We start from the raw sequence: 24,066 nt of genomic DNA on the forward strand, positions 1-24,066 counted from the left end.
CGGGGGGCCGTCGTGTGGGTGACGGCCCGTCGTGGCTGGTCGCGCAGTTCCCCGCGCCCCTAAAAAGACCCCAGCCGAGGTGCCTTTAGGGGCGCGGGGAACTGCGCGACCAGCCCCCACCGGGCCCGCACCCGGCATCAGTCCAGGTAACCCCTCAGCTGATCCGCAAAGGCATGGTCCCGCAGCTTGTTGAGCGTCTTCGACTCGATCTGGCGTATCCGTTCACGCGTCACGCCGAAGATCCGCCCGATCTCCTCCAACGTGCGCGGACGGCCGTCCGCCAGCCCATACCTCAGCTGTACGACCTTCCGCTCCCGCTCCCCCAGCGTCGACAGCACAGCTTCCAGGTGCTGCCGCAGCAGCAGGAACGCCGCCGACTCCACAGGACTCGTCGCGTCGCCGTCCTCGATCAGGTCACCGAGCGCAACGTCGTCCTCCTCCCCCACCGGCGCGTGCAACGACACCGGCTCCTGGGCAAGGCGGAGCACCTCGCTGACCCGCTCGGGCGCGAGGTCCAGGTGGTCGGCGACTTCCTCCGGCGTCGGCTCGTAGCCGCGCTCCTGGAGCATCCGGCGCTGGACGCGGACGACCCGGTTGATGAGTTCGACGACGTGCACCGGGACGCGGATCGTGCGGGCCTGGTCGGCGAGGGCGCGGGACATGGCCTGCCGGATCCACCAGGTCGCGTACGTCGAGAACTTGTACCCGCGGGCGTAGTCGAATTTCTCAACTGCCCTGATCAGCCCGAGGTTTCCCTCCTGGACGAGGTCGAGCATGGTCAGCCCGCGCCCCACGTACCGCTTGGCGACGGACACGACCAGCCGCAGGTTCGCCTCGATCAGGCGGCGCTTGGCCATCCGGCCCATGACGACCAACTTGTCCAGGTCGAGGGCGAGTTGGCTGTCCAGATCGGTCGCGCCGCCGAGCTTCTCCTCGGCGAACAGGCCGGCCTCCACGCGGCGGGCGAGGTCTACCTCCTCGGCCGCGGTGAGGAGCGGGATGCGGCCGATCTCACGCAGGTACTGGCGGAACAGGTCCGAGGAGGGTGCGCCGTTGTCGGCGGCGACCCGGCCCCGGGGCCGTACGTCGGGCTCGGGGGCCTCGGCGGTCTCCACCGCTTCGGCCGTCGGTTCTTCGAGCTCCGGCGGGCTCTCCGGGTCCGCGGTCTCGGGGTGGTGCGCGGCACGGCTCTGCGGAGGGACGGTCGCGAGGACATCGGTCTCCGCTTCCGGTTCCGCGCCGTCCGTCGTGCTGGTCTCGGTCTGGTCGAGGGTCTGGGTCTGCACGGGGGCGACCTCCAGGATGATCGCTGCCAGGGGGTACGGCAGCGGCACTTCAGGGGCGGAGTGGGCGGCCTCGCCGCAATCCGTCCCGTACTCGATGAGCGGAACCGCGGGGGTGAAGGACCCGCTGGGGACGGATCGGCCGCGCTCCGAGGACTCAGGCACCGGAACCCAGTGTGGAGTACGACACATCGCCGCCACGAGGGGCGTGCGGTGACTTTTTGAGTCCGTTCCGTGACTACGTGCTCAGAGCGCTGTGGCGCCGTGCACCTGGAGTGCCTGGTCGTACTGCTGAAGTACCCACAACTCGTTCTGTACGGCGGCCAGTTCGGCGGAGTCGCCGTGGCTGCCGAGGCGGGTGAGCGTGCCCTGGATGTCGCCGATGCGGCGCACGACGGCTCTTCGGCGGACGGTGACCAGCTGCTCGCCCGCGTAGTTCTCGTCGACCGTGCGGCGCATGATCGCCTCGACGGCCAGCTCGGTGACCATCGCGCGGACCGCGTCGTCCGGTGCCGCCTCGCGGACCCGGACCAGATAGTCCTGCGCGTCCTGAAGCCCGTACTCGGCGCCGCCCGCCTCGATGATCGCCTCGCGTACGGCGGCGTAGGGCGGGGCGGTGAACTCGTCGACGCCGTACGCGTCGAAGGCCGGGGAGACCAAGTCGGGGCGCTGGAGGGCGAGTTTGAGGAGTTCGCGCTCGGTGGCGAAGACCGGGTTGCGGAGGGTGAGGGCGGGGCCGCCGGTGGGAGGGCGGGGGGTGGTGTCGTACTGCTGCTGGGCGGTGCCCCTCGCGGGTGCCGGGCCCTTGCCGCCCCGGTCGCGGGCCCAACGGGCCAGCTGGGCAACGCGCTTGACCACGAACTGGGTGTCGAGGATGCCGAGCATGCCGGCGAGCTGGACGGCGACCTCGTGCTGCGCGCCGCTGTTCTTGATGCGGGCGACGATCGGGGCGGCCTCGTCCAGGGCGGCGGCTCGGCCGGCGGGGGTGTCGAGGTCGTAGCGGACGACGATCTGGCGGAGCGCGAACTCGAAGAGCGGGGTGCGGGGTTCGACGAGGTCGGCGACCGCCTGGTCGCCCTTGGCGAGGCGCAGTTCGCAGGGGTCCATGTTGTCGGGGGCGATCGCGATGTACGTCTCGGCGGCGAACTTCTGGTCGTCCTCGAAGGCTCGCAGGGCCGCCTTCTGGCCGGCCGCGTCGCCGTCGAAGGTGAAGATCACGCGCGCCGATCCGTTGTCCATCAGGAGCCTGCGGAGGATCTTGATGTGGTCGCCGCCGAAGGCCGTGCCGCAGGTGGCGATCGCCGTCGTCACCCCGGCCAGGTGGCAGGCCATGACGTCCGTGTAGCCCTCGACGACGACCGCGCGGGAGGACTTGGCGATGTCCTTCTTGGCGAGGTCGATGCCGTAGAGGACCTGCGACTTCTTGTAGATCGCGGTGTCGGGCGTGTTGAGGTACTTCGGGCCGTTGTCCGACTCGTAGAGCTTTCTCGCGCCGAAGCCGACGACCTCGCCGCCGATGTCGCGGATCGGCCACATCAGGCGGCCGCGGAAGCGGTCGATGGGGCCGCGGCGGCCCTCCTGGGCGAGGCCGGAGAGGAGGATCTCCTTGTCGGTGAAGCCCTTGCCGCGCAGGAAGCGGGTGAGGTGGTCCCAGCCCTGCGGGCTGTAGCCGACGGAGAAGTGCTCGGCGGCGGACTGGTCGAAGCCGCGCTCGGCGAGGAACTTGCGGCCGGTGTCCGCCTCGGGGCTGACGGCGAGCTGCTCCACGTAGTAGTCGGCGGCGACCTTGTGGGCCTCGACCAGGCGGATGCGCTCGCCGCGCTGGTGGGCGGGGTTGTACCCGCCCTCCTCGTACCGCAGCGTGATGCCGGCCTGGGCGGCCAGGCGCTCGACCGACTCGGAGAACGTGAGGTGGTCGACCTTCATCACGAACGTGATGGTGTCGCCGCCCTCCTGGCAGCCGAAGCAGTGGAAGAGACCCTTGCTGGGGCTGACCTGGAAGGACGGCGACTTCTCGTCGTGGAAGGGGCAGAGACCCTTGAGGTTGCCTCCGCCCGCGTTCCGCAGCTGGAGGTACTCGGACACCACGGCGTCGATCGGGACCGCGTCCCGAACCGCCTTCACGTCCTCGTCGTTGATCCGTCCAGCCACGCGTGAATTCTACGGGGCCCGACTGACACCAGTGACGACGAGGACCGCTAGACGCCCAGGCTGTCCAGTGGAACGTGTGGGTCCGCGAGGGCCTCGGTGTCCACGCGCGCGCGGGAGCGGATGAGCTGCTGGATGGGCTCTGTGACGTCCCACACATTCACGTTCATCCCGGCCAGCACGCGGCCCTCCTTCAGCCAGAAGGCGATGAACTCCCGCTTGCCCGCGTCTCCCCGGATCACCACTTCGTCGTAGGAGCCCGGGGGCGCCCAGCCGGAGTACTCCATACCCAAGTCGTACTGGTCGGAGAAGAAATAGGGCACGCGGTCGTAGGTGACGTCCTTGCCGAGCATCGCGCGGGCCGCCGCCGGGCCGCCGTTGAGGGCGTTCGCCCAGTGCTCCACCCGGAGGCGGGTGTCGAACAGGGCGTGGTGGAAGGCGGCGACGTCGCCGGCCGCGTAGATGTCGGGGTCGGAGGTGCGCAGCCGTTCGTCGACCGCGATGCCGCCGCCGTGCGCGCGGTCGGCCAGCTCCAGTCCCGCCGCCTCGGCGAGCGCGGTGCGCGGGGCCGCGCCGATCGCCGCGAGGACGTCGTGCGCCGGGTGCTCCTCGCCGTCGTCGGTACGCGCGGCCAGCACCATGCCGTCCTGGCCGACGATCTCGGTGAGCTTGGCGCCGAAGTGGAAGCGCACCCCGTGCTCGGCGTGCAGGTCGGCGAAGATCTGGCCGAGTTCGGGGCCGAGAACGCCGTGCAGCGGCGTCTGGGACGGTTCCACGACGGTGACCTCGGCGCCGTACTCCCGGGCCGCCGCGGCGACTTCCAGGCCGATCCAGCCGCCGCCGGCGATCACCAGATGGCCGTTGTCCCGGCCCAGGGACGTCAGCACGTTCTTCAGGCGCTCCGCGTGGGAGAGGCGGCGCAGGTGGTGGACGCCCGCGAGGTCCGTGCCCGGGATGTCGAGGCGCCGGGGCTCGGAGCCGGTGGCGATGAGCAACTTGTCGTAGCGGACCAGAGTGCCGTCGTCTCCGAAGCGCACCGTCTTCGCCGTACGGTCGATGGCGTCGACGGTCTGGCCGAGGTGCAGCTCGATGTCGTTCTGCGCGTACCAGGCGGGTTCGTGTACGAAGACGCTGTCGCGCTCCTCCTTGCCGAGGAGGTAGCCCTTGGACAGCGGCGGCCGCTCATAAGGGTGGTCGCGTTCGTCGCAGATCAGTATCACGCGGCCGGTGAAGCCCTCCGCCCGGAGCGTCTCGGCCGCCTTGGCGCCGGCCAGGCCTCCTCCGATGATGACGAACGTCTGATCCGCGTCGACCACTTGATGCCTCCTCGTAATGGTGCCGCCATATGCGAGCGTCCCGCACGCAGTGTGATGGGGGAAGGGGGTGTGGCCCGATCAGGCCACGGAGGGTCACATTCGGGCTTGTTTCGCGTCACTGTGCCCCAGCGATGTGAGATACGCGTGAAGAGAACGCGCCGACGCGTCGGTCAGCGAGGCGATCTGATCCACGATCACCCGCTTGCGGGCGCGGTCGTCGGGCGCCTCGTCGAACTGCGCGCGGAACTGCGGCTCCAGACCGTCGGGCGCGCGCGTCGTGAGCACCTCGGCGAGTTCGGCGACCACGATCCGCTCGTCGGCGCGGATGCGCTCCTGCTCCGCGCGCTGCATCACGTACCGGTCGGCGACCGCCTTGAGGACCGCGCACTCCAGCCGTGCCTCGTGCGGTACGACGAGTTCGGCGTCGTAGCGGGTGAGGCGGCCGGTGCCGTACGCCGCGCGCGTGGCGGTCTCGGCGGCCAGGCAGAAGCGGCCGATGAGCTGGCTGGTGGCGTCCTTGAGGCGGGCCTGGGCGACGGCGGAGCCGTCGTAGCCGTGCGGCCACCAGGGCTCGTTCTGCAACCGGTCCAAGGCTTCGGCGAGTTCGGCGGGGTCGGTGTCCGCCGGGACGTAGCGGCCGATGGCCACCTTGAAGACTTCGTGGCGCTCCGGCTCCGCGTGCAGGCAGTTGGGGTCGATGTGGCCGGCGTGCAGGCCGTCCTCGACGTCGTGCACCGAGTACGCCACGTCGTCCGACCAGTCCATCACCTGGGCCTCGAAGCACGTGCGCGTGCCGGGGGCGCCCTTGCGGACCCAGTCGAAGACGGGCCTGTCGTCGTCGTAGACACCGAACTTGGGGGACGCGGGGTCGGTGGGGTGCGCTCCGCGCGGCCAGGGGTACTTGGTGGCCGCGTCGAGGGTGGCGCGGGTGAGGTTCAAGCCGACGCTCACCATCTCGCCTGTCGTGTCACTTCTTACGAAGCGCTTCGGTTCGATGCGGGTGAGGAGTCTCAGGGATTGTGCGTTGCCCTCGAAACCGCCGCAGTCGTCGGCGAATTCGTTCAGTGCCTGTTCGCCGTTGTGGCCGAAAGGGGGATGGCCCAGGTCGTGGGAGAGGCAGGACGCTTCGACCAGGTCCGGGTCACAGCCGAGGGCCGCGCCCAGCTCTCGGCCCACCTGGGCGCACTCCAGGGAGTGGGTCAGGCGGGTGCGGGGGCTGGCGTCCCAGGCCTGACTGCGGGTTCCTGGGGTGACTACCTGGGTTTTGCCCGCGAGGCGGCGTAGGGCGGCGGAGTGGAGGATGCGGGCGCGGTCGCGTTGGAAGGCGGTGCGGCCGGGGCGTTTGTCGGGCTCCGGTGCCCAGCGGGCGACTGACGTCGGGTCGTAGGGGTGGGGGGCTGCTGTGCGTGTACCTGCGGTGCCTGCTGTGCCTTCCATGCTTCGACAGTAAGCGGCGGTAGTGACAATTCGGGAGTTGCGGGGCGCCTATGGGGTTGGTGGGTGCGGTTTGGTGGGCGGGTGCGGGTGCGTGGGGGCTGGTCGCGCAGTTCCCCGCGCCCCTTGGGGGGTGACCTCGCCCCTCGTTTCAAGCCCACGCCAACTCCGGTTTCGTCGCCACCGGAGTCGCGAGTGTCTGGTCGTAGCGCTGTAGGACCAGCCTCGCCATCGCTGGGTGGGCTCCCAGAGGGGCCGATGCGATCCACGGAGCCGCCTCGGCGCATTGTGTCGCGAAGCGGCCCGGCGCTGTGAAGCAGGACGCCACCGCCACCCTGTTGTGGCCTCGGTTCGTCAGCGTGCGGATTGCCTCGGGGACCATGGGAGTCGCCGCTGAGGCGTAGGCCGGGATCACCGGGACGCCCAGGCGGGCGGACAGGAGGTCGGCCGTAGCGCGGGTGTCTCGTCGTGAGTCCGGGTCCCGGGAGCCTGCCGATGCCAGGACTACGGCGCTTGAACGGCTGGTCCCCGTGCGCCAACCCGCCTCCACCAAGCGGTCGTAGAGGGTCTCTACGAGGAGAGGGTGTGGACCCAAAGGGGGTGCCACGCGCGTGTGTGCCTGGGCCTTCGCTGCCAGGTCCGGGATGTCCTGCTTCACGTGGTAGCCGCGGGACAGGAGGAGGGGGACCAAGACCGCTTCCGGGGTGGGGAGTCGGGCGAGGGTGTCCGGGAGGCGGGGCTCGTTCAGTTCGATGTGGCCCAGGTGGACGGGGACGTCGGGGCGCAGGGCGCGGACGCGGGCCTGGAGGGCTCGTACGGTGTGCAGGGCTCTTGGGTCGCGGCTGCCGTGGGCCACGAGGACCAGGGCGGGTGTACTGCCGAGGGTGGGCTCCTCGCGGGGTGGGATCGACGCCGTCATGGAGTGATCGTGGCAGGGGGAGGTTGCCACCCCGTTGCGCTGGGGACACGGGTCTTTTCCGGGGGTTCACGGTGGGGTGCCGGGGTGTGTGAGAACCGGAGCGGGTCACGGCGCGTCTGTGACTGTCGGAACCGAACGTGGAGGGGCCCCGTTGATACGTCTGACGCACCGCCTGAGACTTCGCCGGCCGCGGCTGCCACGCACGCGTGCGGGATGGCGGCAGCTCGTGCAGGTGGTGGCTGTCGGGTGTGTCCTCGCGCTGCTACCGGCGACCTGGCTGTGGGTGTCCACGGCCCACCGGCTGCGGACCCTCCAGGACGCGCCGCGCACCGATGTCGCCGTGGTGTTCGGCGCCGGGCTGTGGGACGGCGAGCCGTCGCCGTATCTCGCGCACCGGCTGGACGCGGCGGCGACGCTGTACCGGGAGGGGCGGGTGAAGGTCGTCCTGGTGACCGGTGACAACAGCCGCAAGGACTACGACGAGCCGGACGCGATGCGCGTCTACCTGGCGAAGCACGGGGTGCCCCGCGCGCGCGTGGTGACCGATTACGCCGGGTTCGACACCTGGGACTCCTGCGTCCGCGCCAAGAAGATCTTCGGCGTCGACAAGGCCGTACTCATCAGCCAGAACTTCCACATCCGGCGGGCGGTCGCCCTCTGCGACGCGGCGGGCGTCGACTCGTACGGCGTCGGTGTCGACGACACGCACGACGCGACCTGGTACTACGGCGGCACCCGCGAGGTGTTCGCGGCGGGCAAGGCGGCGCTGGACGTCGTGTTCCACCCCGATCCGCAGTTCCTCGGGCACAAGGAGACCGGCGTCACGCGGGCGCTGGCCTCCGGCAACTGAAGCCCGTTCAGTCGAGGTTGAGCCAGTCGCCGCCCTCGATCAGCTTGCCGTGGGTGCGGAGGCGGGCGGTGACGGCGGGGGCGGCGAGGTACACCCAGGCGCGTACGGCCGTGCCGTCGGCCTCGCGGACGACTCGGCGTTCGACGCGCTCGTAGAGGTTGTGCGGGTCGCCGGGGGCGTAGTCCTCAAGTCGGTCCAGTTCCCTGAGGAGTTGGGGGTAGGCCTCGGGGCGGGCGGTGACGAGTTCACCGACGATCACCGAGCCGGGGGCCTCGACGGCGTACGGGTAGCCGGGGCCGTCGTAGAGAGCCGCGCCGTGGAGGCGACCCCGCTCCTCCGACTCCGTACGGCCGCGCAGGAACCGGTCGTGGTTGGGCTCGCCGGGGCGGAGGGTGCCGTAGACGAAGAAGGGGCGGGGCGGCGGGGGTGTCGTCATCGCTCTCCTTTGCCCCGGAAGTCTTTGCACGCGCTATGGACATGACATGTCCCGGACCCTTTAAATCTCATTCAACATCAACGCAGCCCCCACGCCCCCCACTTGCGTTCTTGAGGAGACCCATGAGTCGGACACGGCGCATCCGAGGTTCCCGTCTCGCCACAGCCGGTGTCGCCGCCGGTGCCGCGAGCCTGTTGGCCGCCACCCTCGCCCCCACCGCCCACGCGGCCGACCGGCCGACCCGGGCCGGCGCGATCGCGAACGCCGCGTCGGCGTTGGTGACCCATGCCGCGGGCTTGGGGCTGACAGCCGCTGAGGACACGTCCGTTCGTGACGTGATCGTCGACGCGGACGGCACCCAGCATGTCCGCTACGACCGGACCTACCGTCAACTGCCCGTCCTCGGCGGTGACTTCGTGGTCCACCTGACCCCGAACGGCAGTTACCGGAGCGCCGACCGCGCGACCCGGAGCTCCATATCCCTGGCGTCCGTGACGCCGAAGGTGGCCGCACCGAGAGCGGCGGACCTGGCCGTCAACGCGCTGCGGGCGGCCAACCTGGGTGAGGCCCTCAAGGGGGTAACCGCCAAGCCTCAGCTGATAGTTGACGCCCTGCACGGCGCCCCGAGGCTCGCCTGGCGGACGAACGTGGTCGCCAAGGACTCGCTCGGCAATCCGGTCGCCCGCACGGTGCTGACCGACGCCCGTACCGGCGGCCAGATCGACGCCTGGGACAGCGTGGAGACGGCGACGGGAGACGGGAAGTCGCTGTACAGCGGGACCGTGCCGTTGGAGACGACGCTGTCGGGGTCGACGTATCAGCTCAAGGACGCCACGCGCGGCGGGACTTACACCGGTGACGCGGCGAACAAGACCGATCTGTGCATCCTCGGCATCTGCATCAGCCGCGCCCCGTCCACGGTGTTCACGGACGCCGACAACCACTGGGGAACCGGGGCGAGTTCGGACCGTTCCACGGCGGCAGTGGACGCGCAGTACGGCACGGACGAGACCTGGGACTACTACAAGAACGTGCACGGCCGCAGCGGCATCGCGGGCGACGGCAAGGGCTCGTACAACCGCGTCCACTACGGCAACAGCTACAACAACGCGTTCTGGGACGACAGTTGCTTCTGCATGACGTACGGCGACGGTGACGGGACGCAGCTCGGTCCACTGGTGGCGCTGGATGTCGCCGGGCACGAGATGACGCACGGCGTGACGTCCAAGACGGCGGCGCTGACGTACTCGGGCGAGTCCGGCGGGCTCAACGAGGCGACCTCGGACATCATGGGCACGCTGGTGGAGTGGTACGCCAACAACTCGTCCGACCTGGGGGATTACCTCATCGGCGAGAAGATCGTGCGGTCGGGCTTCGGCAAGGCGGCGCTGCGGTTCATGGACCAGCCGTCCAAGGACGGGAATTCGGCGGACTGTTGGAGCTCGTCGGTCGGGAATCTCGATGTGCACTACTCGTCCGGTGTCGCCAACCACTTCGCGTATCTCCTCGCGGAGGGCAGCGGCGCGAAGACCATCAACGGTGTCAGCTACAACTCGCCCACATGCAACGGCTCTTCGGTGAGCGGCATCGGCCGGGACAAGCTCGGGGCCATCTGGTACCGGGCGTTGACGGTCTACATGACGTCCTCGACGAACTACGCGGGGGCGCGGACGGCGACGCTCAGTGCGGCCAAGGACCTGTACGGGGTGGGGAGTTCGGAGTACGCCGCGGTGGGGGCGGCGTGGAGTGCGGTGAGCGTGGGGTGAGGTGAGGCCGAGGCCCGGAGTCGGCTGTTCGGCGGAGTTATGCCGTGGCGACGGCGGGGCGGCGACGGCTAGGCTCCGGTGCCGCCTCACAGACTCGGAGCCCCATGCCGTCCAGCACCAAGATGCACGCCGACGAACTCGACATCGACGCGGAACTGGTGGGCCGACTGGTCGCCGAACAGTTCCCGGAATGGGCGCAGTTGGCCGTCACCCGGGTCGCCTCGGCCGGCACCGACAACGCGATGTACCGGCTCGGCGAGGACATGGTCGTACGCCTGCCCCGACTGCCCGGCGGGGCACGGCAGATCGAGACCGAGCAGCACTGGCTGCCGCGGCTGGCACCGCGGTTGCCGCTCACCGTTCCGGTGCCGCTGGCGATGGGTGAGCCGGGGTGGGGGTACGGGCTGCGGTGGGGTGTGTACGGCTGGCTGGACGGGGACAACGCTTACGACTCGCCGCTGACCGAACGCGAACTCGCCGACGCGGCAGTGGAGTTGGGGCGTTTCGTGGCCGCGCTGCGGCGGGTGGACGCGACGGGCGGGCCCTCTTCGTTCCGGGGCGGGCCGGCCGGTGCGCAGGACGCGGACGTCCGTAAGGCGATCGAGGACCTGGGTGCGGACGGCATCCATGACGCGGCCCTCGCGACGGCGGCCTGGGAATACGCCCTCGCCCTCCCCCAGTGGGAGGCCGCCCCCGTCTGGCTCCACGGCGACCTCCTCCCCGGCAATCTGCTCACCGCCTCCGGCCGGCTCAGCGCGGTCATCGACTTCGGCTGCCTCGGAGTCGGCGACCCGGCGGCGGACGCGCTGCCCGCGTGGGCCTTGTTCTCGTCCGGGACGCGTGAAGTCTTCCGCGAGGCGGGCGAGTTCGAGGACGCGGTGTGGGCTCGCGGGCTGGGGTGGGCGCTGCGCTTCGGGTTCGGGGCGGAGCACTACTACCGGGGCGGGCGGAACCCCGTGCTGGCCGCCGTGGGGCATCGGGCCGTGGAGGAAGCGCTGGCGGACTTCGGGGCCATGAGCTCGTAACAGGTCGCGTTACGAGCTCTGATCCGCGCTCACTTCACCGGTGCCTCGTGCTGCGTGCCGCTTCCGCCATGCGTCACGAGGTTTCTCCAACAGGCCTGCGGCTTCGGCGACCGCCCGAACGACCGAGGTGAAGACGGCCGCTTCGAAGAATGCTCCGATGTTGTAGTGCGAGAAGCCCGACCCCATCCCGAAGAACACCCCGGCGGCGCAACAATAGAGGGCCGCCCACAAGCCAAGCCACCGGTTCATCGGGTAGACGACAAGCGGAACGAACGGCCACACGTAGGCCGCGCACAGGAATGCCACGGACAGCGTGATGATGAGGATTTTCATTTATCCCCCTACAGTGCGCCAAATTCGTTCATGCCGACCAAAGTAAAGAAGCCGACCGGCAGGAAGACAAGAGCCACCGCGAACAGCAACCCCATTTTCCAGGAGTTTTTCATCGCGATTTTCACACACAGCAGCACGGCCAGCGGCACATAGAAGAACAGCGGAACGAATATGAAGGTGATGCCCGACCCCATGCGGTTTCTCCATTGCTGTACCCCAGGGGCCGACCCTGTACAGGATCGGCCCCCGGACATTCGTCGACCCGTTGTCAGGGCGTCAGATTATCAGTGAACTCGGTGTACGGCTGGTCGCAGTGAACGACGCTCGTGGGACGGTAGCCGGGGCCGTCCCCGGTGACGGGAACCGGCGGATCGACGCTCCAGGGATTCCCGCCGCTTCCTCGTTCAAAATTGTTGCACGAACCGAAGGCATGGCCCTTCGTGAGCGGGATGGGAAGGTTCGAGAAGTTTCTCCAGTCTCCCCCGCTGATTCTGGTGCTCGACGGATTGCCCAGGTTGTCGGTCATTTTGTCGTCGATGTAGAGGTACAGATCGGGCATGTAGCTCTGGAAGACGATGCCGTCGGAAGGCGTGGCGTCCCGGTCCTCCTCCAGGTGCATCGGATAGACCTTGCCGTCCGCGCAGAATTCGGCCGCGATGTCCTGCCAGATCGGCGGGGCGTTGCCGATCATGGTGCCCCACATGTTGTTGTTCCAGTCACCCGAGTTCTTGAAGAACATCGAGTAGACGTCTCCGGCGAAGTTGCGCACGGAGACGTTGGTGTCGGGGCTGTTGTCGATCTTGTCGACCCACGCCTTGACGTTGTCGTTGATGGAATGGTTGCTGATCATGGACCGGTAGCCGTGCACACCGCCGCCGACAGCCCGGAAATCCACGCACATCTGGGTCGAATCCACGCGCCCGCCGCGGAAGTTCGGGAAGTAGGCCTGTCCCGGGGTGTCCCCGTCCGTATAGGGGTGGGACGTGACGACGTTGCCGAATTCGAGAGCGTCCTGAGTGGTGTAGTCGAGGTCCGGCTTCGGAATGCCGTAGTCGGCTTCGATGCCCTCCATGATGCTGGTCACGAAGGTGGGGAGATGGGCGTTGCCGACCCGGACCTTGTAGTTCGCCCCTTCACTGCCCGGGATGATCTTTCCGCTGCCGTCGGTGATGAACGTGACGACGACATCGCTCTTGATCTTGTAGCTGTTGTCCCCCTTGAACGCCTCGCTCGCCGGCAGTGAGGGATCGGGGCGCGGGTTGGACATGCCCATCCACACCGGGATCGACATGGCCGGTGCCGAGCCGTCGGCGTTCGGTGTGTAGCCGCCCGCCTTGATGTCGTCGGCCCACTTCTTGGCCGCGTCGTACGTCTGGGGGCCGGTGCAGTCCTCGTGTCCTATGGGGTTGCACCGGCTCCACTCGGTGAGACCTGTGGTCATCACCGACGGGTCGGCGCCCCACAGGTGGCCTCCCTGGGCAAGGCCCAGGGCCCACTCGTAGAGGTCCTTCATCGAGCGCAGAGGGGTGCTGAAGTCGGTGTTGTTCTGGTTGAGCTCCTGGTTCGGGTCGAAGATCGAGGCCGCGGTCAGGGTTCGGTGGACGAACGTGCCGGAGATGGGCTGGAAGGCGATCGCGCCGAAGGCGATGTCCTTGTCGGCCGTTCCGTCGGGCGTGTAGTTCGTCAGGCTGACGCTGGGGGTGTCGGTGAACTTGTAGCCGCCCAGGGACACCCACTTGCCGCTGTTGGCGTTCTGGTCGACGTACCGGTCGTAGGGTCCGCCGACCGCTCCGCGGACCACGTAGTGCGCCCGGGTGGTCTGCGCCCCCGTGTCGGGTACGTGCACCCACACCTGGGCCAGATCCATCTTCTCGCCGAGCGTCCACGTGCCGTCGATGTCCATCAGGCCGCCCGGGCCGCCGAGATGGTCCTCGTTGCGGGTGTGGGTGTACCAGAAGTGACCGCCGTAGCCGCCGCCGACCTGGTGCAGGTCGGCCTTCGCCTCGTAGTGGGTGCCCGTCGTGGACGGGTAGAACGTGAACTGGAAACTGCCGGAGGACGTGGCCTGTCCGCAATCCCCCCATGTTTCCGTGCCGTTGGGCACGGAGGCGATCACGTGCGCGCCGGTGGGCTGGCCGGTGCAGACGGGCGTGCCGTTCTTGAGGCGGTAGCCACGTCCCGGTTCCGGGATCAGCGTCTGGTATTTGATGAGTTCGTGCCCGCACTGGGTGGAACAGTCCGTCTTCCACGAGGCGTTGGGCTTGTTGAACCAGTACTTCGCGTAGCAGGCTTCCGTGCCGCAGTCCGGCGGTGCCGCCGAGTTGCAGTTGTTGTCGGGGTTGCAGAAGGTGACGAGCGGCGGCGAGACCTGGCTGCGCGCGGCCGTGGTGTTCCACCAGGCCGGCCGGAAGCCAGCCGAGGAGAAGCCGGACTCGCCCTTCCAGTCCTGGCGGCCGCTGGTGGCGTAGGAGTATCCGGTGTCGATGGACCAGGCGGCCCAGCCCATCACCTTCTCCTCGTAGGGCCAGTCCTGCGGGTGCGCGGCGTCGTGGTTGGCTTCGCTGCCGTCCACGTCCGTGTCCATGAACGGGTGGTTCCAGCTGTTCTTGTAGATGGGGTTGGCCGGGTTGTTGTACCAGCCGAGCCCCCAGTACCCGTCGTGCTGCGAGGCGTCGGAGGGCGGGTTGAAACCGAGGTTGTAGTTCCAGACCGCGGTGAACCAGTTCTCCACGTACGAGGGGTCGTCGTTGTTGACGGTGACCTTCTGGCCGTCCTTGTGGACCTCGTTCCACTTGTCGGCGAGGATCTTCATCGAGGCGGCGATGTTGGTCGTGTAGTCGAGGGCCACGGCCTTCTGCAGGGCCGGCGACAGACTCGTCTCCCCGGCCTTCTCGTGACCGGCCAGCCGCATGCCGTCGGTGACCTGTCCGACGCCGTAGCCGCAGTCGGACTTGTCCCAGTTGATGTTCCAGTACGAGTCCGGGTTGCCCGGGTCGATCTGGTGCCCGTAGTAGCCGTCCACGGCCGCGAGGGGGCTGCCCATCTGGCCGGGGATGGAGCCGGATTCGGCCTGCCACAGGTTGGATTCCTGGGCCATGATGCCGAGCATCACGTTGGCGGGGATCCGGCCGCCGCCGGTCAGGGTGGGCGGCGGGAACAGACTCTGCGGGTCGATGGTGCTCATCCCGGTCTGGGTGCGGTAGCCGCCCTGCGTGAGGTAACTGGCGTGCAGATCACCGCGTACGGCCATGTCGACCGCCCACTCGACCTGGTTCGGCGTGGGCTGGAGCGCCTGTGCGCCGACGTCGTTCCGGGAGACGGAGCACCAGCGGTCGGGATCGGTCGGGTCGTGCGACACGACCGCCGCGGTCCGCACCAGGTTCGCGGAAGTGCCCGAGGCCGCGCCGGCCGCGGCGGTCGCCTTGGACGACGACACGAGGGCGGGAGACAGCGGGTTCTGCGTGGTCACCGAGTCGGTGGGCGTGACCTGTTGGCTGAGCTTCGTGCCGGTGCCCGTGGCGGTGGCGGTCACCGTCAGGGGCTGTACGGCGGTCAGCATGCCCGGGGCCTGGGCGGCCGGCTGCGTCGCGGGGTCGGTCTTCGTGAAGCCCTTGCCGGCGTTCTTGATCTGGTCGACGCCCGCCCGCATGCCCGGCGTGAGAACGGGGTTGACGGCGAGCCGGCCCAGGCTGGAGATGTCGGTGTCCACCGGGGCGTCGAGCCGGGTGATGCCGCTGCCCCGGGTGTGCACGGTGCCGGACGGGTGCCCGACCAGGAACACTCCGGAGGAACCGCCGCGCGCCAGGTCGAGGTCACCGAGCTTGCCGTCGGCGACGACGGCGGCCTTGCCCTGCGCGGTCCACAGCCGGGCACGCGCGCGGTCGTCGTTGTCGCGCTCGACGAAGGCGACCTTCTGTCCGTTCACCGGGTGGATGTCGAACGGCACGCCACCGGCCGTGAGCAGGTCCTTGGTCCTGCCCTTGCGGTCGAGGTGGACCAGATGGCTGCCGAGCGCGCCGATCACACCGTCCTTGACGGGGACGGCACTGGTGATCTCGCCCTTGGTGGCCGCCGTGCTCAGCGTCTTGCCGGTGGTGTCCACGGTCACGACGCGGGTGCGGGTCGCGGCCGGGTCGTTCATGTCACGGAACGCGGTGAACGCGGCCGTGTGCGTCTGGGGGTTGCAGGACGGATCGAAGTACGCGAGCGACGCCGTGAACGGCAGCTTCGTCACCACGCCGGAGCCCAGGTCCACGATCGCCGCGAACGCGCCGCCCTGCATCAGGTCCGGCTTGTTCGTGAAGCTGCGCGGTGCGTAGACGACGGCGGCGTGGTCGTGGTCGATCACGCACTGGTTGCCGACCCAGGAGTCCGCCGGCATGCCCGGCTCGCTGAGACTCGCGACCGGCTTCCACGCGTACGCCTGGGTGCTGTCGGCGACGAGGATCCTCAGTCCGTCGCTGTCCGCGGCCGCTGTCACGGCGCGGTCCTTGCTGGTCTTCCAGCCCTTGCCGAGCTTCTTGTCCGGGTCCGCGACCCGTCCCGACGGTGTCGGTGTGGCGCTGCCCGCCGGGGTGACGGCGGGCGGAGCCGCGCTGGCCGTGGTGCCGGTGGATTGCAGGAAGCCGCCGGTCAGCGCGGCGCAGGTCACCAGGGCGGCCCAGCGCGCGCGTATTCGTCTGCTGTCTCTCAAGAGAGGTTCGTCCCGCTTCTCGTCAGGGTTCCCGTGCCCTTTTGGGCACGACTCGGCCCGCCCACGGCCCACGAAGGATGTGCGGGCCTGGCGGTGGCTTTTCCGGAGTGGTGCCGGCCGGTGATGTCGGCCGGTGATGTCGAGGGCCGCGCGGACGACGGCCTCAGGGGCCGCCGACCGGGCACGAGTGGGCCCGCCCGTCCCGGCCGGATACGGCCTGAAAGGCGGGCGGGAACTGGGGAGTTGGGCCGGTGACACTACGCACGACGGCGTGCGAGGCGTGAGTGACGGCGAGAGGTGACAGGTGGGAAATGGGAGGTGGGGGGTGACAGGTCAGTTGGTGTCGGCGAACGGGTCGTTCTGGACGACCTTCAAGCTGATCCTCGTGTCGTTCGTCCCGGTCGTGGCGCCGGAGGCCGTGATGTCCGCCTGGGTCGGCCACGTGGTGTCCGGCCAGACGTCGCCGGCCTTCTCGACGACCGTGAACGGCGACTTCCGCCCGCCGCCCACGACCGTCACGGTGACGGTGTAGGCCACGCGTTCGTCACCGCTGTTGTGGAAGGTCAGCGGGACCACGACCCGTCCCGACACCAGGCGGGGCGTGTACGCGACGACCTCACCGTGCGCCGCCGTGGCCGCGGCCTTCCCGAATCCGTAGTCCTCGGGATCGGGAACAGCGGTGTTCGTCGGCCGGACGGGATCCCCGCTGGGGGCGGCCGCCGCACGCTGGGCAGCCGCGTCCTGTGCCGCCTTGTTGAGGGCGCCGACCGTGCCCGACGACGCGGGCGTGGGCGTAGCCGCGGCGGTCGCCGGGGAACGCGGAACGGAGGACGTGTCGGCCCGGTCGCTTCCCTGGCTGCCGCAGGCGGTCAGAGCGAGCGGTCCTGCGGCCATGGCCACCAACAGGAAGCGCGCGCAGGCCAGGGTTGTGCCGGGTCGGTTCTCAGTCACAGGTGAACATGTACTCGGAGGTGTAGTTGATGTACAGGCTGCTGGAGCTCGTGCCCATCTTCGCGGTGACGGGTGCGCAGACGGCGCTGGCGACGTAGACCGGGCCCGCGTATTCACTGAAGTTCCCCGAGTCCGTGGCGCAGCCGGTGCCGTCCACCTTGCACACGTGCAGGTACATGTACCGCGACACCCCGACGTTGTTGTCGAGGATGGCGCAGCCCTTGCCGTTGTTCTCGTAGGAGAACAGCGTGGCCAGCCGCAGGTTGGGGTCCGTCCCCTCCGGAAGCGGGACGGCGTGGAACAGGGTGTACCCGGTCCCGCACACGGTGGCCGCTGCCGCCGCGGCCTGCGGGTCGGCCTCGGCGATGGCCCGGGTGGTCGCGTCGGCCGCCTTCGCGAGCGGAACGGCGGGCCGGTCGACGGCCACCGCCTGCGGTCCGGCCACCACTCCCAAGGCCAGCATCCCGGCGACGGTGACGGCACGCAGACTCGTCCTGAGCTGGAACATGGTTACTGACTCCCCCTCGAAGCACGACGAATACGGATCGATGACGCTGGTCAAGCGCCTCTTGGAGGGCGGTCCCCCCGAGCCCCATGCAATCCGCACAAACGTTTGTAACGTCGCCGCAAACTTAGACAGGAAGCGGAATCACCGACAGGCACTGACGCGTACATGGCTGAAAGTTGTTGATCAAAGGAATCACCAAGGGCGTGCCAAAAGGTGGCCGGGAGCTGAAGATCATTCACCTCCGGCCGGCAAAGCGGAACGGAGCCTCCTGGAACGGAACGACTGAAACAGGAGTCCCACACATGCCCCGCTGTCACGCTAGGCCCCACCCGCCAGGTCGGCCGTCTCCAGGTACACCTCGGCCAGTACCTGCAACTCCGTCTCCCCTGTGGTGAGTTGCTCGCCCGGGCGGAGGCGGCCCGGCAGGTCGTCCGAGCGGTTCGGGATCGTCACCGTGCGCGCGGCCGTCTCCCCCTCACCGGCCAACACCACCCACTCCCCCGCGAGTTGAGCCGTCAGCACCTGGTCGAAGTCCGGAGGGCGGGTGAACACATGGGCCAAGTAGAGCTGTTCGCGGCCGAAGAGGACGTAGCGGAGGGCAGCCGGGGCCGCCGGGTCGGTCGCGGGCTCGGTCGGGCGGCCGACGTACGCCCTCTCCTCGATCTCGATCCGCACCTGCCCCAGCGACTCCCCGTCCCTCCCGAAGCGGCCGAAGTACAGGTCGGCGGAGAAGGCGGCACCCGGCTCAAGGTCCTTGAGGAGGAGGGTTCTCGGGCTGACCGTGAACAGTGCCGACGTGCCGTAGCGATTGCGGGCCGTGCGGTAGGTGTCCGTGTCCAGGGTGACGCGCAGGACGGCCTGGAAGTCGTAGGGCGCGGTGAACGTGGGCATGTGGACGGCGTAGACGGTGTCCGTGCCCAGCAACACCAGTCCGTGGACGGCCAGTTGGGCGCCTGTTTCGGGGACCGTCTCGGGGGTCACCATGACAGCGCCGGGTCGGGGTCCGGGCTCTTCGGGAGCTGTCGGCACACGAACCCCGCGAGGAACACGTCGTCCGGTGCCGTGTCGCCGCTCTGCATCGCGGAGGTCGCCTGTTGGTAGGCCACCCAGCGGAGTTGGAGGTCGTAGCCGTACTGGACCACCTGCACCTTGGCGAAGCGGCCCTCCGTCGTGCGTACGGCGAACACGTCCCCGGTGACCAGTTGGTTGCTCGCGTTCGGGTTGCCGGTGAGGGGTGTCGTGCCGTAGGTCAGGGTCGAGAGGCGGTGGCCGTCGAAGGCGTCGTAGTCGACCTGGCCGAGGTTGACGATCCCGGCGTGCGAGCTGGGCACCAACTGGGCGGTGGTCTCCGTCATCCACTCCCACCAGAGGTCGGCGGTGTTCATGTCGCCGCCCGCGATGCCGTTGTCGAGGTCCAGGGTCCAGGTGCCGTGGAGGGTGGTCTCGCCGGGGGTCTCCGTGTAGCCGACGGCCTGGCGGATGAACTCGATGTTGCGGGCCAGGGCGACCGATTCGACGTACGCCGGGCAGCGGCCGTGGGGTGGGGTGGCGCCGTCGCTCAGCGGGGCGACGCCTGACGAGAGGCGCCAGGCGCGGGAGCCGAAGAGTTCCATCGGCGGGTCCAGCCAGGGGCGGACGACCGATACGACCCGGTATTCGAAGGCCAGGGAGAAGACCGTGTCGTCGGTGGCGCGGTCGCCGAACGGTGACTTGAGGTCGGCGGGGGCCTGCGCGGCCAGCGTGCGGAGCATGTCCTGTGAGAGCACGACTCTCGACCAGGGGTCGTCCAGGACGGCGTCCGGCGAGTAGTAAGTGGGCGCGAAACGCGTGCCGTTGGGGGCGGTCGTGTACTGGTCGGGGAGGTTCGGGTTGAAGGTGTCGCGGTGCCGTTTCCAGATGCTGGAGGGGGCCTTCGAGGCGAGTTCGGAGGTCTCGCGCAGGGCGTCCTCGACCTCGGCCTTGTGGCCGGCGGTCTGCCAGGCGTCCATGGCGTCGTCCCTGGCCTGGCGGAGCCGGGGTTCGTCGACGTGGGTCCAGTGGTCGCGGACCGTCTGGTCGGTCGACATCGTCGCCGTCTGTTCCGCCTGGTGGTAGTCCGTGTCGGCCTGGAGCCAGGCCTGGCGGGCCGCGCGGTAGTCGCGCAGGGCGGGCGAGGGGACGAAGACACCGTCGGCGCCGGTGTCGTACAGATAATCAACTGCCGTGTCGTAGCGCTGGTGTTCCTCGGGGGTGAGGGTGGAGCGGGCCAGGTCGGCGCCGAGTACCTCGCCGTAGACGTCCCACAGGTGGAAGGTGGCCGGGGGTGCCCAAATGGGTTGGGTGGGGACCCTGTTGACCAGTTCGCAGAACTCGGCCCAGACCGTGGACCTGGCCGCGTCCAGGGCGCCGCCGAAGCGGAACATGCCGTCCTGGTGGACGATCGGTGTCACGGGGACGCTCACCAGGTGGTCGGGGTCGGTGAGCAGGTTCCGGAAGTACGCGCCCAGGCCGAACATGGCCGCCGCGTCCACGGGGGACGCGGCCCACACCTCTGCCGTCTCGTTCATAACTCGCCGCCGCCCTAGACGAGTTGGTCGGGGTCGAGGCCGTCGAGCAGGTTCGGTGTCTTGTCCAGCAGGTGGTTGACGAAGCCGATGATCTGCATGCCGGGGACGGTGATGGTGGCGCCGTCGTTCTCGGAGTGGAAGTGCTGGTCCGACTCGGAGTGGCTGTAGCTGCCCTTCACGGTGAACGGGCCCCAGCCGACACTCGCGTTGACCGACACGGAGCTCTGGTGGGTCTGCAACGCCTGGGCCAGCGAGGCGGAGTGAATGGTGAGGTTCCTGATGAACAGGGCCTGGAGCGGATAGCCGATGAAGCGGCCCTGGGGCGGATTGCCGCCGTCGGACGGCATCTGGTCGTAGTTCCAGCCCTGCCCCTTGCGCAGGTCCCAGCCGCGGTTCTCCAGGAACTCCGGGTAGAACCACGGCCGTACGACCTGCACCTGGGCCATCTCGAAGGACATCGAGAAGTCGTCGACCTGGTAATTCTCGCTGTAGTCCTGGGAGTTGGAGGTGACACCCGAACTCGCGCTCCACAGACCGAAGTTCAGGCCGCCGCCCGCCGACCAGGACGTCGTCTCGTAGTGGCTGTGGGAGTCCACCATCTGGTGGTACATCGAGTACGCGGTCCAGCCGTTCGAGGTCGCGAAGTCACCGGGGACGACCGTCGTGTAGTAGAAGGACTGGCCGGGGCCCAGCGCGTTGGTGTTCGCCTCCTCGTAGAAGCGCTCCAGGTTGCGCTTCCACAGGAGCATCGACTTCTCGGTGGTCTGGTCGATGTAGGCGTTGATCTCCTCGACCTCGTTGCGGTACCCGCTCGACGTCCAGTCGTCCATCGCGGCGGCGACCTGCATCGAGTACAGCTGCGCGTTGGCCGCCCAGTCCGCGACCGCCTGCTTGCCGGACTCGCCCACGGCGGCCTGTGCGGCGATGCGCTTGTTGTTGTACGACAGGGCGGCGGTGACGTACGCCTGCATGCACGCCTTGTAGGCCTTGAGCATGGGGCTGTCCTCGGTGACCTGCTTCTCCTGCTCGGTGACGATGTCCTTCACCGTGCGCGTCACCCTCAACAGGCCCCGGAACCGCTCCAGTTTGGCCTTCTGGTCGTCGGTGAGCTGGTCGTCGACGACCTTGGAGAACGTGAGGATCTGGCCGTAGATCTCGCTCAGCCGGGCACCGCTCGCGTTGCGCCACACCCCGTCCTGGCGGCCCGACGAGTACGCCGAGGTCACGTCCGGGATGAAGTCGATGAGCGAGGAGAAGTTGTACGCCTGCTGGAGCAGGAGCTTGTCCTCCGCCGCCGTGGCGCCGGTGCCGATGCCCTGCGCGGCGAACGCGAAGTCCGCCTCCTGGTAGGGCAGTCCGGGCATGCACCAGGTGATGAAGCTGGACTTGGCCGGCGGGACGCTGCCGTCGCCGCCGGTGAGCACGTTGTACATCTGGTCGCGGAACGTCCGCCCCAGATCCCCCAGTTGGTATCCCATGGACCTGTCCTGCCCGGGTCATATGACACCTATACGGCGACTTAGGTCCGTTCACCCTGATAAGTGAACCCCGCGCGAGTGGGGCGACTTCGACGCGACTCAGGCGGCTGCCTCGATGCTCCGCATCACCGACGCGAGGAAGTCGTAGTAGTTCGTGGCGGTCGCGTACCCCGCGTCCGCGACCGCCCGCGCGAAGGCGTACGGGTCGTCGGTGTGGTCGAACGCGGGCGCGTAACGGGCGTTGTTCCGCAGGTAGTTGCCGTGGGCCGTGAAGGATTCCTCGGGGGTCGCGTACACCCGGAACCAGTCGCGGACGACGTACAGGTACTTGCCGTCGGGGCGCTGTGTCACCGAGATGACCTCGGGGAACTGCGCGTCGGGGCGGTCCAACACCTCCTGGGTCCGCAGCAGTTGACGACTCTCGGGCGGGTCGGTCGCCCTCGCCTTGATGCCGAAGAAGTTGTTGCCGGGCGCGGCCGTGCCCCAGCCGGATTCCAGCGCGGCCTGGCCGAGCGTGACCAGGGCGGGGACGCCGGTCGCCGCCTCGCTGGCGGTGGCGAACTCGCCGTAGGAGAGCCGGAATTGGGTCGCCTTGCTCGAACTCGGCGATGTGCTCGGCGGTGTGGTGGCCGCGTTGGACCAGATCGCGTCGTAGGGGCCGGTGAGGCCGGGCCACTGGTCGGCGGTGGTGAGCGGGTAGCCGTCCTCCTGTTTCTTGGTGTGCCAGTCGATGGCCACGTATTCGGTGCCCTTGAAGAGGTACGCCCGGCCGTTGCCGGGGTTGAGCGCGCCGTCGATGCCGGTGCCGATCCAGTCGGCGGTGACGCCCGTCAAGCCGTCGGCGATGGGCTTGGGGTAGCCGGGGTCCTGGCGGTCGGCGGCGATGTCGTAGCGGACGTACTGCGGGCCGCTGAAGAAGTAGAGCTTTCCGTCGGACCAGTTCATGACCGCGTCGACCGTGTCGAAGGAGAGGCCGGTCCAGTTGTCGCGGATCGTGAGCGGGTAGCCGTCGTCGACGGTCTGGGTGGCGAACGGGATGCGGACGTACTCCGTGCCCCGGAAGACGTAGAGATGCGCCTGGCCGAGGTCGACCGCCGCGTCGATGCCCTCCTCCCAGCCGGACGGCAACCCGCCCCAGGCCACGCCGAGTTGCCAGTCCTGCGCCGGGTCGGCCGCGTCCGCTTCGAGGTCGTACGTGGACACGGTGGCCCCGACGGTGAAGTACGCCTTGTCCACACTCATGCCGGGATGCATGCTCCGCCGGGGTGGTTCTCATGGCGTGGGACGCGTTCCCGTTTGAGTGAATCAGGGAGTGATCCACGTGGCGTCAGCGAGGTCGCATGCCGTTTTCAGTGATCGTTTGCGAGGTTGAACCGACCGGCGTGCCTGTTTTCCGGCGCGTCTTCCAGAGATCATTGGGAGTAGTCATGCGTATGCGTTCCGCCCTGACCACGTCCGTCCTCGCCGTCGGCATCCTGCTCGGCGGCGCCGGTGCCGCCCTCGCCCACGGCGACGACAACGGGGTCGTCCAGGGCACCGGCTCGCAGGGCTCGGGGCACACCGACAACACCATGTTCGCCGGTGTCATCGACCACGTCGGCCCGGTCTACGCCTCGACCACCAAGACGGACCACGACTGGGACCGCGGCACGTTCCAGGGCATCTTCGGTTACTGACACGTCCACCCGGCGCACCAGTCCGGGTAGCGCACCGAGCCGTCCGTGACGGTGCGAAGAGGGCGGCCGACCCGTGTCGGCCGCCCTCTCCTTTTTGTCATCAGATCAACGGCCGCACCTGACGCGCGTCCTTCAACGCCCTTCCCCACCACACCAGTTGGTCCAGCATCGCCTTCGCCGCCGCGTCCGGGGCCGAGGAGTCCTTGAGGCGGCCGTCGTCGTCGAACGACGCGCCCGCGTTGTGGAAGGAGACGGTGTCGCGGACCGTCACGGCGTGGAGTTCGGCGAAGACCTGGCGCAGGTGCTCCACCGCGCGCAGGCCGCCCGCGAGGCCGCCGTAGGAAACGAGGGCGACCGGCTTGGCGCGCCACTCGGTGAAGTGCCAGTCGATGAGGTTCTTGAGGCCGGCCGGGAAGGAGTGGTTGTACTCGGGGGTGAGGACGACGAAGGCGTCCGCGCCGGCCAGTTTGGGGGTGATGTCGGCGAGTGCGGCGGTGGCCTCCGGGGTCGGGGCGAGGGTCGTGGGCAGGTGGCCGGTGTCGGCCACGTCGACGACCTGGAGGGTGAGGTCGGGGTGGTCGCGGACGTGGGCGAGGAGCCAGTCGGCGACGACCGGGCCGAAGCGGCCGTGGCGGTTGCTGCCGATGACGACGGTCACGGTCAGCGGCTGCGTGGGGGTGATGTCGGTGTCCATGCGAGCAGCG

At 68.9% G+C, this 24,066-nt stretch carries 20 protein-coding genes; 4 read left to right on the forward strand and 16 right to left on the reverse strand.

Translation table 11 applies throughout. The features are described 5' to 3' along the window. Positions 1-137: 137 nt before the first annotated feature. From ACIBK4_RS42185 to ACIBK4_RS42205, 5 genes are all read right to left on the reverse strand, one after another. Positions 138-1,448 (reverse strand): RNA polymerase sigma factor, encoded by a 1,311-nt coding sequence (locus ACIBK4_RS42185; protein WP_399004010.1) that lies wholly within the window; start codon positions 1,446-1,448, stop codon positions 138-140. Between the two features lie 81 nt (positions 1,449-1,529). Next, positions 1,530-3,434 carry a DNA primase gene (dnaG, locus tag ACIBK4_RS42190; RefSeq protein ID WP_399004012.1) on the reverse strand — a complete coding sequence of 635 codons (1,905 nt, stop codon included), beginning with the start codon at positions 3,432-3,434 and terminating at the stop codon, positions 1,530-1,532. 47 nt (positions 3,435-3,481) lie between these two features. After that, positions 3,482-4,747 carry an NAD(P)/FAD-dependent oxidoreductase gene (locus tag ACIBK4_RS42195; RefSeq protein WP_399004014.1) on the reverse strand — a complete coding sequence of 422 codons (1,266 nt, stop codon included), beginning with the start codon at positions 4,745-4,747 and terminating at the stop codon, positions 3,482-3,484. 93 nt (positions 4,748-4,840) lie between these two features. Beyond that, a complete protein-coding gene (locus ACIBK4_RS42200) occupies positions 4,841-6,184 on the reverse strand; it encodes a deoxyguanosinetriphosphate triphosphohydrolase (RefSeq protein ID WP_399004016.1) in 1,344 nt (447 codons plus the stop codon). Between the two features lie 148 nt (positions 6,185-6,332). Next, the gene (locus tag ACIBK4_RS42205) at positions 6,333-7,100 is read right to left on the reverse strand and encodes a sirohydrochlorin chelatase (protein ID WP_399004018.1); all 768 of its coding nucleotides are present in this window, start codon (positions 7,098-7,100) and stop codon (positions 6,333-6,335) included. 226 nt (positions 7,101-7,326) lie between these two features. On the opposite strand from ACIBK4_RS42205, the gene ACIBK4_RS42210 reads away from it, so the two are divergent. Beyond that, positions 7,327-7,950 (forward strand): vancomycin high temperature exclusion protein, encoded by a 624-nt coding sequence (locus tag ACIBK4_RS42210; RefSeq protein ID WP_399004020.1) that lies wholly within the window; start codon positions 7,327-7,329, stop codon positions 7,948-7,950. A gap of 7 nt (positions 7,951-7,957) precedes the next feature. Here ACIBK4_RS42210 and ACIBK4_RS42215 read toward each other — a convergent pair whose 3' ends face one another. After that, positions 7,958-8,386 carry a gamma-glutamylcyclotransferase family protein gene (locus tag ACIBK4_RS42215; RefSeq protein ID WP_399004022.1) on the reverse strand — a complete coding sequence of 143 codons (429 nt, stop codon included), beginning with the start codon at positions 8,384-8,386 and terminating at the stop codon, positions 7,958-7,960. A gap of 122 nt (positions 8,387-8,508) precedes the next feature. Here ACIBK4_RS42215 and ACIBK4_RS42220 point away from each other — a divergent pair, with 122 nt between their 5' ends. After that, positions 8,509-10,152 carry a M4 family metallopeptidase gene (locus ACIBK4_RS42220; protein ID WP_399004024.1) on the forward strand — a complete coding sequence of 548 codons (1,644 nt, stop codon included), beginning with the start codon at positions 8,509-8,511 and terminating at the stop codon, positions 10,150-10,152. Positions 10,153-10,256: 104 nt separating this feature from the next. Beyond that, positions 10,257-11,177 (forward strand): aminoglycoside phosphotransferase family protein, encoded by a 921-nt coding sequence (locus ACIBK4_RS42225; protein ID WP_399004026.1) that lies wholly within the window; start codon positions 10,257-10,259, stop codon positions 11,175-11,177. Between the two features lie 9 nt (positions 11,178-11,186). Here ACIBK4_RS42225 and ACIBK4_RS42230 read toward each other — a convergent pair whose 3' ends face one another. From ACIBK4_RS42230 to ACIBK4_RS42270, 9 genes are all read right to left on the reverse strand, one after another. Beyond that, complete coding sequence (locus ACIBK4_RS42230) at positions 11,187-11,510, reverse strand: hypothetical protein (RefSeq protein ID WP_399004028.1); 324 nt, start codon at positions 11,508-11,510, stop codon at positions 11,187-11,189. A gap of 8 nt (positions 11,511-11,518) precedes the next feature. After that, a complete protein-coding gene (locus tag ACIBK4_RS42235) occupies positions 11,519-11,704 on the reverse strand; it encodes a hypothetical protein (RefSeq protein ID WP_399004030.1) in 186 nt (61 codons plus the stop codon). Positions 11,705-11,778: 74 nt separating this feature from the next. Continuing rightward, entirely contained in the window at positions 11,779-16,203 is a 4,425-nt protein-coding gene (locus ACIBK4_RS42240) for a hypothetical protein (RefSeq protein WP_399004032.1), read from the reverse strand. 333 nt (positions 16,204-16,536) lie between these two features. After that, the gene (locus tag ACIBK4_RS42245; RefSeq protein ID WP_399004034.1) at positions 16,537-17,154 is read right to left on the reverse strand and encodes a hypothetical protein; all 618 of its coding nucleotides are present in this window, start codon (positions 17,152-17,154) and stop codon (positions 16,537-16,539) included. Further along, positions 17,147-17,662 carry a hypothetical protein gene (locus tag ACIBK4_RS42250; protein WP_399004036.1) on the reverse strand — a complete coding sequence of 172 codons (516 nt, stop codon included), beginning with the start codon at positions 17,660-17,662 and terminating at the stop codon, positions 17,147-17,149. The genes ACIBK4_RS42245 and ACIBK4_RS42250 overlap by 8 nt, the downstream gene beginning before the upstream one ends. Before the next feature lie 318 nt (positions 17,663-17,980). Beyond that, positions 17,981-18,646: a hypothetical protein gene (locus tag ACIBK4_RS42255; RefSeq protein ID WP_399004038.1), complete on the reverse strand. Its 666-nt coding sequence runs from the start codon at positions 18,644-18,646 to the stop codon at positions 17,981-17,983. After that, positions 18,640-20,208: a hypothetical protein gene (locus ACIBK4_RS42260; protein ID WP_399004040.1), complete on the reverse strand. Its 1,569-nt coding sequence runs from the start codon at positions 20,206-20,208 to the stop codon at positions 18,640-18,642. Before ACIBK4_RS42260 ends, ACIBK4_RS42255 begins: the two co-directional genes overlap by 7 nt. 14 nt (positions 20,209-20,222) lie before the next feature. Further along, positions 20,223-21,686, reverse strand: coding sequence for a hypothetical protein (locus ACIBK4_RS42265; RefSeq protein WP_399004042.1), 1,464 nt, complete (start codon positions 21,684-21,686; stop codon positions 20,223-20,225). A gap of 99 nt (positions 21,687-21,785) precedes the next feature. Next, positions 21,786-22,928, reverse strand: a complete 1,143-nt coding sequence (locus ACIBK4_RS42270) for a hemopexin repeat-containing protein (RefSeq protein WP_399004044.1) — start codon at positions 22,926-22,928, stop codon at positions 21,786-21,788. A 185-nt stretch (positions 22,929-23,113) separates the two neighbouring features. On the opposite strand from ACIBK4_RS42270, the gene ACIBK4_RS42275 reads away from it, so the two are divergent. Then, positions 23,114-23,362, forward strand: coding sequence for a hypothetical protein (locus tag ACIBK4_RS42275; protein ID WP_399004046.1), 249 nt, complete (start codon positions 23,114-23,116; stop codon positions 23,360-23,362). 100 nt (positions 23,363-23,462) lie between these two features. Here ACIBK4_RS42275 and ACIBK4_RS42280 read toward each other — a convergent pair whose 3' ends face one another. Beyond that, the gene (locus ACIBK4_RS42280) at positions 23,463-24,056 is read right to left on the reverse strand and encodes an NADPH-dependent FMN reductase (protein ID WP_399004048.1); all 594 of its coding nucleotides are present in this window, start codon (positions 24,054-24,056) and stop codon (positions 23,463-23,465) included. Between the last annotated feature and the right edge of the window lie 10 nt (positions 24,057-24,066).

This window comes from Streptomyces sp. NPDC050528 (assembly GCF_044457795.1).
In the GTDB taxonomy this organism is placed as follows: Bacteria; Actinomycetota; Actinomycetes; order Streptomycetales; family Streptomycetaceae; genus Streptomyces.

Coding starts and splice junctions, on each gene's coding strand:
- ACIBK4_RS42200 (WP_399004016.1), bottom strand. CDS start 6,184: ATGGAAGGCACAGCAGGCACCGCAGGTACACGCACAGCAGCCCCCCAC.
- ACIBK4_RS42205 (WP_399004018.1), bottom strand. CDS start 7,100: ATGACGGCGTCGATCCCACCCCGCGAGGAGCCCACCCTCGGCAGTACA.
- ACIBK4_RS42215 (WP_399004022.1), bottom strand. CDS start 8,386: ATGACGACACCCCCGCCGCCCCGCCCCTTCTTCGTCTACGGCACCCTC.
- ACIBK4_RS42220 (WP_399004024.1), top strand. CDS start 8,509: ATGAGTCGGACACGGCGCATCCGAGGTTCCCGTCTCGCCACAGCCGGT.
- ACIBK4_RS42225 (WP_399004026.1), top strand. CDS start 10,257: ATGCCGTCCAGCACCAAGATGCACGCCGACGAACTCGACATCGACGCG.
- ACIBK4_RS42230 (WP_399004028.1), bottom strand. CDS start 11,510: ATGAAAATCCTCATCATCACGCTGTCCGTGGCATTCCTGTGCGCGGCC.
- ACIBK4_RS42235 (WP_399004030.1), bottom strand. CDS start 11,704: ATGGGGTCGGGCATCACCTTCATATTCGTTCCGCTGTTCTTCTATGTG.
- ACIBK4_RS42250 (WP_399004036.1), bottom strand. CDS start 17,662: ATGTTCCAGCTCAGGACGAGTCTGCGTGCCGTCACCGTCGCCGGGATG.
- ACIBK4_RS42255 (WP_399004038.1), bottom strand. CDS start 18,646: ATGGTGACCCCCGAGACGGTCCCCGAAACAGGCGCCCAACTGGCCGTC.
- ACIBK4_RS42260 (WP_399004040.1), bottom strand. CDS start 20,208: ATGAACGAGACGGCAGAGGTGTGGGCCGCGTCCCCCGTGGACGCGGCG.
- ACIBK4_RS42265 (WP_399004042.1), bottom strand. CDS start 21,686: ATGGGATACCAACTGGGGGATCTGGGGCGGACGTTCCGCGACCAGATG.
- ACIBK4_RS42270 (WP_399004044.1), bottom strand. CDS start 22,928: ATGAGTGTGGACAAGGCGTACTTCACCGTCGGGGCCACCGTGTCCACG.
- ACIBK4_RS42275 (WP_399004046.1), top strand. CDS start 23,114: ATGCGTATGCGTTCCGCCCTGACCACGTCCGTCCTCGCCGTCGGCATC.
- ACIBK4_RS42280 (WP_399004048.1), bottom strand. CDS start 24,056: ATGGACACCGACATCACCCCCACGCAGCCGCTGACCGTGACCGTCGTC.